14 protein-coding genes are annotated in these 15862 nt (G+C 39.1%); 8 read left to right on the top strand and 6 right to left on the bottom strand.

Annotation, left to right across the window (positions count from 1 at the left end; translation table 11 throughout):
• The first annotated feature begins 1 nt into the window (after position 1).
• On the top strand, positions 2 to 268 hold the full coding sequence (locus tag AC1M9P_RS00350; protein WP_035267325.1) for a YeaC family protein: 267 nt from the start codon (positions 2 to 4) through the stop codon (positions 266 to 268).
• Positions 269 to 318: 50 nt separating this feature from the next.
• Here the strand turns inward: AC1M9P_RS00350 and AC1M9P_RS00345 are convergent, their stop codons facing one another.
• Positions 319 to 1320, bottom strand: a complete 1002-nt coding sequence (locus AC1M9P_RS00345; protein ID WP_481586426.1) for a glycosyl transferase family protein — start codon at positions 1318 to 1320, stop codon at positions 319 to 321.
• Between the two features lie 211 nt (positions 1321 to 1531).
• Between AC1M9P_RS00345 and AC1M9P_RS00340 the strand changes: the two genes are divergently transcribed.
• The 4 genes from AC1M9P_RS00340 (at position 1532) to AC1M9P_RS00325 (ending at position 6817) form a co-directional block, all read left to right on the top strand.
• On the top strand, positions 1532 to 2674 hold the full coding sequence (locus tag AC1M9P_RS00340) for an acyl-CoA dehydrogenase family protein (RefSeq protein WP_481586425.1): 1143 nt from the start codon (positions 1532 to 1534) through the stop codon (positions 2672 to 2674).
• Between the two features lie 281 nt (positions 2675 to 2955).
• A complete protein-coding gene (gene pheA, locus AC1M9P_RS00335) occupies positions 2956 to 4065 on the top strand; it encodes a prephenate dehydratase (protein WP_035267321.1) in 1110 nt (369 codons plus the stop codon).
• 19 nt (positions 4066 to 4084) lie between these two features.
• Complete coding sequence (locus AC1M9P_RS00330) at positions 4085 to 6331, top strand: bifunctional prephenate dehydrogenase/3-phosphoshikimate 1-carboxyvinyltransferase (protein WP_481586424.1); 2247 nt, start codon at positions 4085 to 4087, stop codon at positions 6329 to 6331.
• A gap of 111 nt (positions 6332 to 6442) precedes the next feature.
• On the top strand, positions 6443 to 6817 hold the full coding sequence (locus AC1M9P_RS00325; RefSeq protein ID WP_092767159.1) for a hypothetical protein: 375 nt from the start codon (positions 6443 to 6445) through the stop codon (positions 6815 to 6817).
• A 67-nt stretch (positions 6818 to 6884) separates the two neighbouring features.
• Here AC1M9P_RS00325 and AC1M9P_RS00320 read toward each other — a convergent pair whose 3' ends face one another.
• On the bottom strand, positions 6885 to 7514 hold the full coding sequence (locus tag AC1M9P_RS00320; RefSeq protein ID WP_035267316.1) for an alpha/beta hydrolase: 630 nt from the start codon (positions 7512 to 7514) through the stop codon (positions 6885 to 6887).
• 123 nt (positions 7515 to 7637) lie between these two features.
• Here AC1M9P_RS00320 and yaaA point away from each other — a divergent pair, with 123 nt between their 5' ends.
• Entirely contained in the window at positions 7638 to 8417 is a 780-nt protein-coding gene (gene yaaA / locus AC1M9P_RS00315) for a peroxide stress protein YaaA (protein ID WP_481586423.1), read from the top strand.
• A gap of 33 nt (positions 8418 to 8450) precedes the next feature.
• Positions 8451 to 9080, top strand: coding sequence for an HD domain-containing protein (locus AC1M9P_RS00310; protein ID WP_481586422.1), 630 nt, complete (start codon positions 8451 to 8453; stop codon positions 9078 to 9080).
• Here the strand turns inward: AC1M9P_RS00310 and AC1M9P_RS00305 are convergent.
• From AC1M9P_RS00305 to AC1M9P_RS00290, 4 genes are all read right to left on the bottom strand, one after another.
• Positions 9069 to 10484: a cryptochrome/photolyase family protein gene (locus AC1M9P_RS00305; RefSeq protein ID WP_481586421.1), complete on the bottom strand. Its 1416-nt coding sequence runs from the start codon at positions 10482 to 10484 to the stop codon at positions 9069 to 9071. The genes AC1M9P_RS00310 and AC1M9P_RS00305 overlap by 12 nt on opposite strands.
• A gap of 131 nt (positions 10485 to 10615) precedes the next feature.
• Positions 10616 to 11098 carry an FKBP-type peptidyl-prolyl cis-trans isomerase gene (locus AC1M9P_RS00300; protein WP_092767151.1) on the bottom strand — a complete coding sequence of 161 codons (483 nt, stop codon included), beginning with the start codon at positions 11096 to 11098 and terminating at the stop codon, positions 10616 to 10618.
• A 135-nt stretch (positions 11099 to 11233) separates the two neighbouring features.
• Positions 11234 to 12520, bottom strand: a complete 1287-nt coding sequence (locus tag AC1M9P_RS00295) for an NAD(P)/FAD-dependent oxidoreductase (protein WP_481586420.1) — start codon at positions 12518 to 12520, stop codon at positions 11234 to 11236.
• Positions 12521 to 12642: 122 nt separating this feature from the next.
• Positions 12643 to 13953 carry a D-alanyl-D-alanine carboxypeptidase family protein gene (locus tag AC1M9P_RS00290; RefSeq protein ID WP_481586419.1) on the bottom strand — a complete coding sequence of 437 codons (1311 nt, stop codon included), beginning with the start codon at positions 13951 to 13953 and terminating at the stop codon, positions 12643 to 12645.
• 179 nt (positions 13954 to 14132) lie between these two features.
• Here AC1M9P_RS00290 and AC1M9P_RS00285 point away from each other — a divergent pair, with 179 nt between their 5' ends.
• Positions 14133 to 15836 (top strand): M61 family metallopeptidase, encoded by a 1704-nt coding sequence (locus tag AC1M9P_RS00285; protein WP_481586418.1) that lies wholly within the window; start codon positions 14133 to 14135, stop codon positions 15834 to 15836.
• Positions 15837 to 15862 lie beyond the last annotated feature (26 nt).

Genomic DNA, 15862 nt, shown 5'->3' with positions numbered 1-15862 from the left:
CATGAATATTGAACAAATGTTATCAGTTTTGGATGCAGACATCGTTGCTCGTTTAAGAACTGCCGTTGAAATCGGTAAATGGCCAAACGGTGTAGCTTTAACTCAAGAGCAGCGTCAGATTTCAATGCAAGCAGTCATTGCTTGGGAAGCTAAAAATCTGCCAGAAACAGAAAGATCAGGGTATATTGATAAAGGTCATAAAGAGGAAGGTGATGAATGTGATTCACATGTTCCAGAGCCAGAATTTCAACCTATACGTTTTGTATAATGTTCTATGCTTAAAAAAGACACCTGATGGTGTCTTTTTTTAATCCGAAGTTAAACTCGATGACGTGACTGCCAGTATTCTTGAGCCAAGGTCTGTGCTTGTGTAAATGTTTCAGCCACATTCATAGTGTAGATTGCGATTGCCATAGTTTCAATAATAGCCACCTCTCCATAGCTATGGTGGGCATCACCTAACCATACGGCTTTGAAAGTATCTAAGTTCAACTCTTCTTCAATTGCTGAACGATCAGCTGTGAGTTTCGGAAGTTCAAGCTCATACAGTTCACCGTCTCGTATACCGCAAATTAAGGTTTTTGCATCTGGGTTTCGTTCAAATTCACCGCCTTCACCTTTAATCACCGCACTGTTAACGTAACCTAATTTGGCAGCAGTCTGTTGATGAGAACTGCGATACGCAGGGTGAAATATCGCTTGCAAAGTGGCTTTGGCATTGAAGGGATTGATGAGTCGTGAAAGCGTATGAATGGGTGAGCGTAAGCCCATGATATTGCGTAATGCAATTAAATCACTCAAGGTAGGTGAAATGACTTCGAGTGGTATATAGGCAAAGTTATGCTGATTCAGTTCTGATGCCACTTCGTTTTCATTTTGACAAATGGTATAACCTAAATACTGTAAAACTTGTTCTGTATATAATCGATTAATGGTATGTCCAGAAGCCCCATGCATTACAATACGATGACCATGTTTTGCTAAGGTTAACGCCGATAAGATAAACCACGGATAGTGTTTGCGTTTCCCCGCGTAAGATGGCCAGTCTAGGTCGACATCAATAGCTCTAAATTTAAGTTGATCACGAGTCGCTTGCACAAAGCCAGCCAGTTCATCTACAGATTCTTCTTTCACTCGTAAAAGCATTAAAAAAGCACCCAGCTGAACGTCTAATACCTCATTTTTTAAAATCATCTCAAATGCTTGATAAGCTTCTTCATAGGTCAGTGATCGCGCACCATTTTTTCCTTTGCCAAGAATACGAACAAATTGCGCAAATGGGTGTTCAAAGTCTTTATATAAATTACGTTTTGTATTCATGATCAATGCAGTTGGATGTTCTTAATGACAGTGTAACGTGGAATGATGCTGGGACTAAAAGCTAAATATAAAACTTAATGACCAAGCATTATTTTTAGCTTTTGAGACTGACCAAATTGTATGAATTTTCAAGCGCTTTTGTCCATGACAACTGGAAAAAAACGGGATAGCATGAAAACTTATAAAAAAATGAAGTGTAAGGAACACAAGAATGTTGGCATATGATGCAGATTTAGAATTATTTCGTGATAATTTCAAACGTTTTATGAGTGAGCACGTTGCTCCTCATTATGAGCAGTGGGAACGTGAAGGAAAAATGCCACGTTCAGTGTGGAATGCACTTGGTGAAAATGGCTTCTTGTGCGTAGATGTTCCTGAAGAATATGGTGGTTATGGTGTTCCAACAGAATATTCTTTAATGTTGGTTGAAGAGTCGGCACGTGCAGGTTATAGCGCATTATCGACAGGTATTTCATGTCACTCAGAAATTGCAGCACCATATATTCTACACATCGCGAACGAAGAACAAAAAAAATACTGGTTGCCAAAAATGGTTTCTGGTGAAGTGGTGGGAGCAATTGGAATGACAGAGCCAGGTGCTGGTTCTGATTTACAAGCCATCCGTACGAATGCCATTTTGAATGGTGATCATTATGTTTTGAATGGCTCTAAAACCTTTATTTCAAATGGTCAGCATGCAGACTTGGTTGTGCTTGCCGTTAAAACAGATCCTCAGGCACGTGCTAAAGGCGTCTCACTTCTATTGGTTGATAGTCATTTAGAAGGGTTTAAAAAAGGCACAAATCTCGACAAAATCGGTTTGCATTCGCAAGATACTTCGGAACTCTTTTTTGACAATGTCAAAGTTCCAGCTGATCAGCTTTTAGGTCAAGCGGGTCAGGGATTTGCATATTTGATGCAAGAATTACCACGTGAACGTACAGCGATTGCTGCGACAGCATTAGGAGCAATTCGAGGTTCAATTGATGTGACAGTTCAATATGTCCAAGAACGTCAGGCTTTTGGTCAAAAAATTGGACAATTCCAAAATTCTCGTTTTGTTTTAGCACAAGCGAAAATCGATGAACTGGCTACAGCCGCTTTTTATAATCAAAACCTAGCATTGTATAAAGAAGGGAAATTGGATGTTGAAACAGCAGCTGCATTAAAAAGTTTCAGTACAGATATGCAAATGAAAGTGGCGGATAATCTACTGCAACTCTTTGGTGGCTATGGCTATATGACGGAATATCCTATTTCACGCTTCTTTGTGGATGCACGTATTCAACGAATCTACGGCGGAACCAACGAAATCATGAAAGAAATCGTAGCACGTGGCATGCTAGGACGTTAATTTTTATCCGTATTTACATCTCGCTTGAGGAATACAAGCGAGATGTATTCGAATGTGTTTTCAATTTTAAAACTTATAGAACGAACTGATTTAAAAAAAAAGATTAAAGCTATCCTATTCAATGTTCTTGTCTTTTTTCTAATTTATAGCGCGTATTGGATTGATGATTATTTCAACTGTATATTTTTAAGTCTTATTGCCATAAAGTTTGGTTGCTTAACATTTGAAAGCTAACTATTGTTATACTGTTTACATAACTGATTCTGTAAGGCGACATTACAATGATCAACGATGATCAAAACACGACGAATTCTTTAGACTTAGCTAAAATCCGCGAAGATATCGACTCAGTAGATCAACAACTCCAACAACTGATTAACCGTCGAGCACGACTTGCTGAAGCTGTAGCAAAAGCAAAATTTGCTTCTGAAGAAAATCCAATGTTTTATCGTCCTGAGCGTGAAGCACAAGTTTTGCGTAATGTGATGGAGCGTAATGAAGGTCCTTTATCTGACGTGACGATGGCGCGGTTGTTTAGAGAAATTATGTCTGCGTGCCTTGCTTTAGAAGCACCACAAAGCATTGCTTTCCTTGGTCCAGTAGGAACTTACACCCATTCGGCAGTACTGAAGCATTTTGGACATGATGCGGTTGTGCGCCCACTTCCTACAATTGATGAAGTGTTCCGTGAAGTCGAAGCAGGCAGTGCACATTATGGTTTAGTTCCTGTTGAGAACTCATCCGAAGGTGTGGTTAACCACACGCTTGATTGTTTTAAAGCGTCACATTTAAATGTGATTGGTGAAGTTGAATTACGTATTCATCATCAATTTTTGATTTCTTCAAATACGCGTAAAGACAGCATTAAACAAATCTATGCGCATCAACAAACTTTAGCTCAATGTCGTGGCTGGCTCGATGCTCATTATCCAGGTGTTGAACGTGTGGCTTTGAGTTCGAATGCTGAAGCTGCTCGCCGTATCCGTAATGAATGGCATTCTGCGGCAATCGCATCTGAAACAGCTGCGAGCTTATATGATTTAGAAATCTTACATAGCAATATTGAAGATAATCCAGAAAATACAACACGCTTCTTAGTTATTGGGCGTGAAAAAGTACCACAAAGTGGTAATGATAAAACTTCTTTATTGATCTCTGCACATGACCGTGCAGGTGCGTTATTAGAAATTTTAGCGCCGTTCGCTAAACATAACATTAGCTTGACCAGTATCGAAACAAGACCTGCTTTGCCTGAAAAATGGGCTTATGTATTCTTTATCGATTTAGAAGGGCATATCGAACAAGAGAACGTACGTGCGGCTGTCGAAGAAATTCGTCCATTAGTCAAAGAAATCCGTGTTCTTGGTTCATACCCAATTGCGGTACTTTAAAAAGAGTTGAAACTTAGATATGTCTCAACCTTTATTTAAAAAAGTTGCATTTATTGGGCTAGGATTGATTGGATCAAGTTTAGCACGTGTCATTCAAGCACATGGTCTTGCTGAAAATGTTGTGGCATCTACGCGATCTGTTCAAACGTTAGAAGATGCTAAAGCTTTAGGTTTGATTAGTGAAGGATATGCTGATGCCAAAGATGCAGTGGTTGATGCAGATTTAATTGTTCTTGCTTTACCCGTGAGAGCTACACAATCTGTATTAAACTCGATCAAATCTGTGATTACTCCTGATACTATAATTACAGATGTGGGCAGTACCAAAGGCAATGTGGTTGAGGCTGCAATTGCGGTTTTTGGTGAGCATTTACCCGCAGGTTTTGTTCCAGGGCATCCAATAGCTGGTGCTGAACATACTGGTGTTCATGCAGGTAAAGTAGATTTATTTGCTAACCACAAAGTGATATTAACGCCGTTAGCAACAAGTGCTGAGTGGGCAGTGCAAAAACTGATTCAGTTATGGCAAGCTGCTCAAGCTGAAGTAATTTGTATGGATGTGGAAAAGCATGATGAGGTGCTTGCGCATACAAGTCATCTGCCACATTTAATGGCATTCAATTTGGTTGAGCAACTTGCAAATCGTGAAGATAATCTGGACATTTTCCGTTATGCAGCAGGTGGTTTCAGAGACTTTTCTCGCATTGCGGCGAGTGATCCACAAATGTGGCATGACATATTCTTTGCCAATAAAAAAGCGATTTTGAATGCTGTTGATGGATTTGAGAACCAATTGGCTCATATTCGACAGCTCATTGAAAACGAAGATTCAAAAGCACTCATGGGATTGCTTGGACATGCTCAAGCAGCACGCCAACATTTTAACCATATGCTTGCCAAGAAACCTTTAATGGAGAACAAAACTGTGACACAGCAATTTACTATTCTGCCGGGTGCTAAATCATTTACTGGAAAATTTAGCGTGCCAGGTGACAAATCTGTGTCACACCGTTCAATCATGTTTGGTGCGATCGCTGAAGGTACAACACATGTTACTGGTTTCTTAGAAGGTGAAGATGCCTTAGCAACACTTCAAGCATTCCGTGATATGGGTGTAAATATTGAAGGTCCAAAAAATGGTGAAGTCACGATTCATGGTGTAGGAATGTATGGCCTTAAAGCTCCAGCAAGTGAGCTTTATATGGGTAACTCTGGGACTTCGATGCGTCTACTGTCAGGGATGTTGTCTGCGCAAAAATTTGACTCAGTAATGACTGGTGATGCATCGTTGAGCAAACGTCCTATGGAACGTATTGCAAAGCCACTCCGTGAAATGGGTGCTCAAATTCAAACAACAGGTGAGCGTGGCACACCGCCAGTATCGATCACAGGTAATCAGCAACTTAAAGGTATTCATTACGATTTACCGATGGCTTCTGCACAAGTGAAGTCTGGCATTTTGCTCGCTGGTTTATGGGCAGAAGGTGTAACGTCGGTGACTGAGCCAGAACCTACACGTGATCACTCTGAGCGTATGTTACGTGCATTTGGTTATGATGTGAAAACTGAAGGTAACCGTATTTCTTTAAAAGGTGGTGGTAAGTTAGTTGGCACGAATATTCAAGTGCCTTCAGATATTTCATCTGCTGCGTTCTTTATGGTGGGTGCTGCCATTACTGAAAATTCAGATGTAACACTTGAGGCAGTGGGTATTAACCCTACTCGTACTGGTGTGATCGAAATTTTGAAGCAAATGGGGGCTGATATTTCAGTCGAGAATGAACGAATTGCAGGTGGTGAACCAATCGCTGATATTCGAATTCGTGGCACTCGTACTTTGAAAGGCATCCATATGCCTGAAGATCAAGTACCTTTAGCGATTGATGAATTCCCAGCATTATTTATTGCCGCAGCTTGTGCTGAAGGTCAAACAGTGTTAACTGGTGCAGCTGAACTTCGTGTAAAAGAGTCTGATCGAATCCAAGTGATGGCTGATGGATTGAAAACCATGGGTGTTGATTGTACGCCTACGGATGACGGCATTATTATTGAAGGTAAAGGTAAGTCTGGTGATTGGTCTGCTATCTTTACAGGTGGTGAAATTGAGTCACATCATGATCATCGTATTGCCATGAGTTTCTCCATTGCGGGTCTGCGTACTTCAGGCTTAATTAAAATTGTGGGAACTGAAACCGTTGCAACAAGTTTCCCAACTTTTACTCAACTCACTGAACAAGCGGGTTTATCTATTCAAGTTAGTGAATAATACGACCAAAGATTTGTATATTTCTTTTCAAACAGCCAAGCAAAAGCTTGGCTGTTTTGTTTATATTGCTTATTCTAATTCTATATAATTAAAAAGCCTTTGGATGAGGAAATGAAAAAATTACAATTTTTAGTTGATCAAACGAAATACGCTAAGGCTCATTCAAGTCATTCTCATGATAATGCACAAACTTACGTTACAGCATTGTTATCTGAACAGTTGGTGCAACATGGATTTCACACTCAAACTACGAATCCGCATGAATTAGAAGTCAGTGTCTCTGATCACCCAATCGCTTTAGGGGTGAACTGTAATCAACCAGATGGCGAAGGACATTTTGTATGTGAAATAAGTGCGCATGCAGATGAGGAACAGGATTGGTTCCAAAAAATTGAGACGCAGAGTGTGATTAAACAACTTGCGCAAGCAGTAGAGCAGACATTAAGAGAAGATGAGTCGTTCCAATCGCTAGAGTGGAAATCCTAACGAGGAATAAAACAAACCCAATGTAAAGAATCTACACTGGGTTTTTCTGAAACACGTAATATTTATATTAAGCCGTAAGGAAGCGAGTGATCGCGACGCGAAGTTGCTTCAAATAACCTGTGAAGAAGTGATTAGCACCAGGTAGCACTGTAATAATATGGCGTTGAGGCTTTGCCCATTCAATTAAATCGGATAATAAAGTGACTTCATCTGCCTCACCATGAATAAACAGAATATCACCTTTAATTGCTGGAGTAACATAGTGACGGATACCAGCAACTGTGGCTGTTGGTAAACCACATAGAATGACTTGTTCAGGTTGAATTTCTTGAGGTAGTGCATGATATGCCTTCGCCATAACATGTGCACCAAAACTAAAGCCTCCAACATAGAAAGGCAATGTAAGGTGTTTTGCACGTACTTGACGAATGACTTCTAAAATATCTTCTGTTTCACCAAATCCTTCATCGTGAACCCCTTCACTTTGACCTGATCCACGGAAACTTGGACGATAAACGATATAACCACGCTCAAGGAACATTTGAGCTAACAGAGTGGGAACTTTGTGCTGAGGAGTACCACCTTGAAGCGGGTGAGGGTGACAAACGACCGCAAATCCTTTTACTTCAGACTGAGGATAATCTACAAAAACCTCAATTTTGCCAACAGGGCCTTGAATGAACATTTGTTCAGACATAAAAATACCGATTAACGTGCAGGAGAATCGTATATTTTAACGTCAATAATTAAAAAAAACACAATTGGAAATAAAATAAGTCTACTGTTATAGTTTGATTAATTGTTTTTTGATCAGGTTTCTATGTTTGCCTTAATTTCTCCTGCTAAGACATTAGATTATGAATCTACACTTCCAACTGATGAACATACTTTACCAAGATTGCTTGACCACTCACAACAGCTTATAGACGTAAGTCGTAAACTGTCTGCTTCAGAAATCGCCAAATTAATGAGTGTGAGTGAAAAAATTGCGAATCTGAACGTGGAACGCTTTAGAGATTGGCAATCAGACTTTGATTTATCAAATTCACGCCAAGCAATATTTGCCTTTAAGGGCGATGTTTATACAGGTCTGGATGCGTATTCGCTTACGCAAGCTGATTTAGAATATGCTCAACGCCATTTAAGAATGCTATCAGGTCTCTATGGATTACTCCGACCACTGGATTTAATGATGCCTTATCGTTTAGAAATGGGCACGAAATTAACAAATCCACGAGGTCACAATCTTTATGAATTTTGGGGAGATGAAATTACCCACTTGATCAATCAAGACTTATCAGAAGCCAAAAGTGATTTATTGGTCAATATCGCATCCGATGAATATTATAAATCGGTGAAAGAAAGCAAAATTAAAGCTGAAATTATCAAGCCCGTATTTTTAGACCAGAAAAATGGAAAATATAAAGTAATAAGTTTCTATGCAAAAAAAGCGCGTGGATTGATGGCACGTTATATTATCGAAAATAAACCTAATACTGTGGATGATCTTAAATCATTCAATACGGATGGCTATTATTTCGATGCTGAAAGTTCTTTGAAAGGTGAGCTCGTATTTAAACGTGATGAGCAGGCTGCTTGAAAATAAATAGGCGGTAGCGGGGCAAGGTGTCTGATGATTGATTCATATTTAAAACAGTTGAGAAGATACTGGGCCGCTACTGCACAACAGCTTGAACTATCCTCAGAGGATTCCATATCTATTCTTGATAGATTAGAAGTTCATTACAGTGAGCCTCATCGGCATTATCATACAGTGCAGCATATCGTTGAATGTATGGATCACTTACAATTGGTTCTACCAAATTTAAAAGATCCTTTATCAGTCTCTATAACTCTTTGGTTTCATGATGTCATATATGAGCCTAAGGCACACGATAATGAACAACAAAGTGCTGATATGATGCTGAACATCATATCTCCCCACATGGAGATGAGGAGATGTGAGAAAATTTATCAGTGGATATTAGCGACCAAAGAGCATCGTGCTTCAGTTGATTCAGACCTTAACTATTTACTTGATATTGATCTTGCAATTCTCGGTTCAAACGCCAAACGTTTTGAAGAATATCAGCAGCAAATTCATCAAGAATTCAGTTGGGTACCCTCTGAAATTTATACATTAAAACGAAATGAAGTTCTTAATAGCTTTTATCAAATGGAATCCATTTATAAAACAGCATATTTTCATGACACTTTAGAAAATCAAGCCAAACAAAATTTAGAACGAGCATTAGTTAGCTGATTTGAAAGCAGCTAATGCGCGCTGTCGACTCATCTTTAAATCAACAATAGGTTTTGGATAATTGAGTTTAAGATTCGGATATTTAGCATAAGGCTCATGAATGATTTTCGCATCAAGATGAGCTAATTCAGGTATCCATTTGCGAATATAATCACCTTGACTATCAAATTTTTGTGATTGACTAATGGGGTTAAAAATACGGAAATAAGGTACAGCATCTGTACCTGTTGAAGCACACCATTGCCAGCCACCATTATTTGCCGCTAAATCTCCATCAATCAAATGTTGCATAAACCATTGTTCGCCTTTACGCCAGTCGATGAGCAAATTCTTACTAAGGAACATGGCGACAATCATTCTGACACGATTGTGCATCCAACCTGTTTGAAGCATTTGACGGATTCCAGCGTCCACAATTGGAATACCCGTTTGTCCAAATTTCCAAGCATTTAATTCATCGGGTGCATCACGCCATGGCACATTAGACGTATTTAAATTGAATGGTTGATATTTCGATAATCTTGGAAAATCAAATAGGATGTGTTGATAAAATTCTCGCCATAATAACTCATCTAACCAAGTTTGTTGACCATCAGAGTAGAGATGAAAATTGCCGTTTGAGCGACTAAAAATTGCAGCCAAACATTGTCGAATCGAAATAATTCCTAGATTTAAATACGGTGATAATTGACTGGTTGCATCAATGTTTGGAAAGTCGCGTTGTTGTTTGTACGTCTCTAAATTCTCGTCAACAAATTTCTCGAGCATTTGTAGTGCAAATGACTCTCCAACAGGCCATTGATATTTAATCTGAGCATCAGGATAAAAATCATGTATCGATGGAATTTTGGAAGTATGAAAGCGTTGTATAAGCTCATGAGGCTGTACTTTCGGTACAGCGAGTGGTTGAGGAACAGAGATATTCAAGATTTCATAGCATGCACGTTTATAAGCACCAAAAACTTGATAAGGCTGGCGACTCTTATTGCGAATTGATCCAAGTGGGAAAATTGTGCGGTCATGATAATACTCGACAGTCACTTGATGCGATTCTAATAAGGTCTGGACTTGCGCATCACGATGTAACTCATTCACGCCGATTTCAATGTTGGCGTGTATCGCAGTAATTTGATATTTATTTGCGAAAGTTAATAATCTAGCTGGTACATCGTCCCATTGGGTAACGATTTCCACCACAAGTGGGATATTGAATTGCTTTAACTCACTTTCAAGTGATTTAAGTTGGCGAAGATAAAAGTCAATTTTAATCACTGCATCATCATGCAATTTCCATTGTTGAGGCGAAAGTATCACCACCGCACAAGTATTCCCATGCCGGTTTGCCTCCATTAACGCCGTGTTATCCCTAACTCTTAAATCCTGACGAAACCAAATGAGATTCATATGATTAATATCCAAATATCCTCAGGAAATTATAAGAATTTGAATCATTTAAATCGTTAAGCATTGTAATTTTTTGCATAAAAAAAAGGCGAAGCAGAAGCTTCACCTTTTTGTCCTAAAATCCGTAGATCTTAGTGGTGGTGACCACCTACACCGTGAACGTGACCGTGATCTAACTCTTCTTGAGTTGCTTCACGGATTTCAACGATTTCAACATCAAATGTTAAGTCTTGACCAGCAAGCGGGAAGTTAGCATCAACGATTACGTTTTCGCCTTCAACCGCTTTAACAGTCACAATTTGAACGCCATCATCAGTTTGCGCTTGGAATTGCATACCAGCTTCGATGTTGTCTACGCCTTGGAACATTTGTTTAGGTACTTCTTGAACTAAATCAGTGTTGTACTCACCATAAGCTTCAGCAGCAGGAATCGTTACTGTAAATTTGTCACCAGTCGTTTTACCTAACATTGCTTTTTCTAAGCCAGGGATAATGTTGCCAGCGCCTTGCAAATATGCAAGTGGTTCACCTTGAGATTGATCGAGAGTTTCACCCTCTGCATTAGTCAATTTATAGTTAAATAAAACCACAAGGTCATTTGCAATAACTGTCATGTTAATGATCCATTCAAATATTTTAAGGGTACATCATAAAGTGAAAACCAATTTTTGTAGACAATTTTCTAAAAAAAATGCAGTTTCGATAATTTATAACGCTTAAATATTACATTGGGGCGTCTTTTAGATTTTTCAATGCAATTTGATTTTAGGTGCTATTTTTCTGGTCACAAAATCTTTGGCTGTGAGTAATCCTGCCTGTGCATAACCATAAATCGTGGCTTGATGCAGTCGGTAAAGCGATACATACATCGACTTCGCCACAAATCCTTGAACATTGACCTGACCTAGTAATTCGCCGACTGCTTTATTCTCACTTAAAGACACAAGTGAACCTTTGTCAGAAAAATTGAACATCGGTTGTGATCTTCCTGAAATTCGCGCTTTCATTGCATCAACGAGGAAAGCAGCCTGTTGACTTGCAACTTGCGCACGCGGTCCTAAAGCTGTTTCACGGGCATCTAAAATACAGTATGCGCAATCACCGAAAGCAAAAACATTCGGATCTGCTTTTGTTTGGAGTGTTGCAAATACGTGTAAGCGACCCATACGATCTTTTTCGAAGCCTTCTAGGTTTTGAATCACTGCTGGAGTTTTAATGCCTGCAGCCCAAACTTTTAATTGTGCTGGAATTGAACTTCCATCATTAAAGTAAATTTGATCAGCATCCACTTTTTCGACACGCTTAGACGTTAAAATATCCACATTCATGCGCTTAAGCTGCTTAGTGCTGTGGTCTGACATTTTTTCAGAAAGAGCCGGTAAAATACGATCAGCGCCTTCGATTAACGAAATTTTGACGTTTTTAGGGTCAATTTTATTAAGACCGTATTTAAAGAAGTTTTGTTTGGCTTGAACTAATTCAGCTGCAAGCTCAACGCCAGTTGCACCTGCACCTATAATGCCAATATGCAGCTCACGATGGTCATTATTATTTTGAGCTTCGATATAAAGATGAAGTAGATGCTGCTGGAACTGTTCAGCCTGTTTTGGATTATCTAAATAGTGACAATGTTCTTGCACACCTGAAGTATTGAAATCATTGGAAACCGAACCAACCGCCAGAATAAGAGTGTCATAACTTAGCGTTAAATGATCAGTCGATTGGTCATAGGTCGATGCAACAGGTTTGAGCAATTGAATGGTCTTGGCTTCACGATCTAATTGTTCGAATTTACCCAATACAAACTCATAATGATGCTTCGCAGCATGACCAAAATAATTTGTTTCTTCATCACTAGGGCTCAACGTACCTGCTGCAATTTCGTGTAAAAGTGGTTTCCAGATATGTGTGAGCTTTTGGTCCACTAATGTAATTTTTGCTTTTTTCGATTTGCCCAGCGTGTCACCCAGTTGTGTTGCTAGTTCTAAGCCACCAGCACCACCACCCACAATGACAATATGATGAAGATTCGACATTTAATATTCCTATTTTTATAGCGTCATAAATAAAAAAGAGATGGGGGTAATATGCCATCTCTTTTTTAAAAGAATTGTTCTTTTTGTATTACAAGTTACAGATTTACAATAAAAAACTGCAATCAGTTTAAAGGATAGATTTTTGCTTGATTTGTACTGCTAGATCCAAAACTAAATAATTGTTTAAACCAATTCAAAATACTTTCAAACCATGATGCTTCATCAATTTGAAGTTCATCTTCAATCAATACCGTTTGAATGAGTCTGTTATTTTGATAGATATGAATACGTGCCAACTGCTGAATTTGCGCGATAGGTGCGGTTAATGATTGTGTTAGTAGCTCGACGTTCATATGCGTTTGAGTTTGCTGTAAAGGCTCAAGAGCTGAAGTGAATCCAAAAGCATCTGCTTGAATCAAACGATGAGTTTGATTGTCAAAATTACGCATATCAATCATTTGATTCGCGTTATACAAAGAGGTCGTCACGATACTTGGCTTTTTAGTTTCGACTTTGAACCTTTTTAAGGTCGATGCGACTACAGGGAGTTCAGCAATCAGTTGCTTATTTTTAATTGCAATTTCATTGCGTGTATAGGCATAGGATAGGTTTAAAAGTTGATGTGCGATTTCAGCGCGTTTAAAGCCACTTTGAGCACCGAGTACCACAACAATAAGTCTCCTTTGATTGAGGTCAAATTGTTGAGTTGGTCGATTCGCAGTGAGTGCAAGATTATAGCCTGCAGCACGAGTAAACCCTGTTTTCAAACCATCAACAGTGGCATCTTGTTTGAGTAAGATATTCGTTGCACGGTGAAAATGCTGATTGTAAGTAAAACTTTGCTGTTTCGAGTAGTCAAGGTAATTGGGTGTTTCATTGGTGAGCGCTTGTGCGAGCACGGCTAAATCATGCGCTGTTGAATAGTGCATGTCCATTGTAATGCCCGCTGGATTGGCAAAGTTTGTATCTTTCATGCCTAGCGCTTTGGCTTCTTGATTCATGCGTTGAACAAATGCAGGCACTGATCCTGAAATTCGTTCAGCCAATGTGACAGCAGCATCGTTGGCAGACATGATAATTAAGCCTGCCAAAAGCTGATCAATCGTAATTTTTTGAGTCGGCTTCAGATACATCTGAGACTCATCCCATTGAACTACATTGACGACTGGTGAGGCAGTAATAACTTCATTTTTGTTAATTTTACCTGCTTGAATGTCTTTCAGAGCGATGTATGCCACCATCATTTTGGTTAACGAAGCTGGTGCACGTTGGACATGGCTATTGTGTTCAGTAATGACTTGACCTGATTGTGGATCTAAGACAGTCCATGCTTCAGCTTCTAAACTTTCTGGTGCAACTTCGAACAAGGAAGCATGTGTGATATTTACTATAAAAAAACTAAAAATTATGAGTAGAGCAGAGTAGAGTTTCAACGGGTTTACCTATATAAGCCAATCCAATGGCATAGATCATCAAGCACACCGCATGCTATGCCTTTTTTTTCTGAAACTCTAGTCAGATTTGTAGACAATTAATACGAATCGCGCAACTCCAAGTAAAAAAATGCTAATCTAAATACAAGTTGGTTCTATAGTTTCTCAATTAAGACATTATGTTGCATTATCAGATCGAATTTGACGACTTTCGTCAGCATCTCATTCACGTTACTGTTCGTTTCGTTGCTCAGCCAACTCAAGTATTGAGCTTGCCAACTTGGATTCCAGGAAGTTATCTCATTCGAGAGTTTTCAAAACATATTGAGTCTGTTCGTGCCTATGATGAAGATGGTCGAATACTCAAGATTCGTAAAAATGAAAAAAATAAGTGGCAGTTATTTAATACTGATTTTGAGCTGATTACGGTTGAGTACGACGTCTATGCATACGACCTCTCAGTACGTGGTGCTTATGTTGATGAAACACGCTTATATGTGAATCCTGCTTGTGCATGTTTAGGTTTAGAAGGACAAGAAGATAAAGCGGTAGAAGTTGAGTTATTTTTGCCAGATGAATTGAAACATTTCCAACTTGCTACAGGATTGGCATCTAAAAGTTTAGTGCGTGGTCGCTATACGCTTAAGGCAAAAAACTACGCTGAATTGATTGATGCACCATTTGAGCTTGCAGATCAAACTCGTTTTGCTTTTGAAGCAAATGGTATTCCGCATGAGTTTGTGATCTCTGGCAAACATGCGATGAATATCGAACGTATGAAACAAGACATTGAGAAAATCTGTGCGACAGAAATATCGATGTTTGGTTCGGCACCTTTCGAAAACTACACCTTTATGACCATCGCGACGGGTAATAGTTATGGTGGTTTAGAGCATCCGAACTCAACCAGTTTGATTTCTCCACGTGATGATCTACCTAAGTCCAATGAGCCTGTTGAACCTTCCGCTGATTATCAGCGTTTCTTAGGGTTGTGTAGCCATGAATATTTTCATTCATGGTTGGTGAAATTTATTCGCCCTGAAAATTTTGTGAATTATGATTTAGACAAAGAGGGCTATACCTCTTTGCTGTGGATTTTTGAAGGCTTTACGTCCTACTATGATGATTTGATTCTACTGCGTAGTGGTGTGATTTCTCAGGAATCTTACTTGAAGTTGTTAAAGGCGCAGATCGATCGTTATTTGCAAAATCCAGGTCGTTTTGTTCAAACTGTTGCAGAGTCAAGTTTTGATGCATGGGTCAAATTCTATCGTCAAGATGAAAACTCTAACAATGCTGGCACAAGTTACTATAACAAGGGTTGCTTAGTAGCACTGTGTTTAGATTTAGGTTTACGTTTAAGAGGTTCAAGTCTTGATGCATTGATGCGTAAGCTGTATGAAAATGCGCAAAAGGGTATACAGGTTCATGAACGTACCATCTATGAATTATGCCAAGAATTAACAGGTGATGATTGGTCTGAACAAATTAATCATTTGATTAATACCACGGATGAGTTACCGCTTGATCAATTGTTCCCTGAATTTGGCTTAGACTATGTTTTAAAGCATGATAAATCTTTACCATTTGGTTTAAAACTTCTAGATAAACCTGAAGGCGTATTAATTCAGTCTGCTCGTCGTGATGGCGCTGGTGTTAAAGCTGGGCTTTCTGCTCATGATATTATCATCGCAGTTGATGGTTTAAAGGCGACCACTAAACAACTCGACAAGTATGCAAAATTGGAAGGTACTTTTAATGTGCATGCTTTCCGTCGTGATGAATTAATGCAATTTGAAGTTCAATCGGGTGGTAGTGAACTCACTGAAGTAGATCTTAAGGTTTCCGATCAATCTAAAGTTGAGAAATGGCTTAAAGCTTAATTTACTTAGACTATAAAGTTCATGAA

The organism is Acinetobacter sp. 25-47-122, from assembly GCF_056779695.1.
The sequence above is the reverse complement of the archived record's forward strand: the minus strand, read 5'-3'. Positions and strand labels throughout refer to the sequence as shown.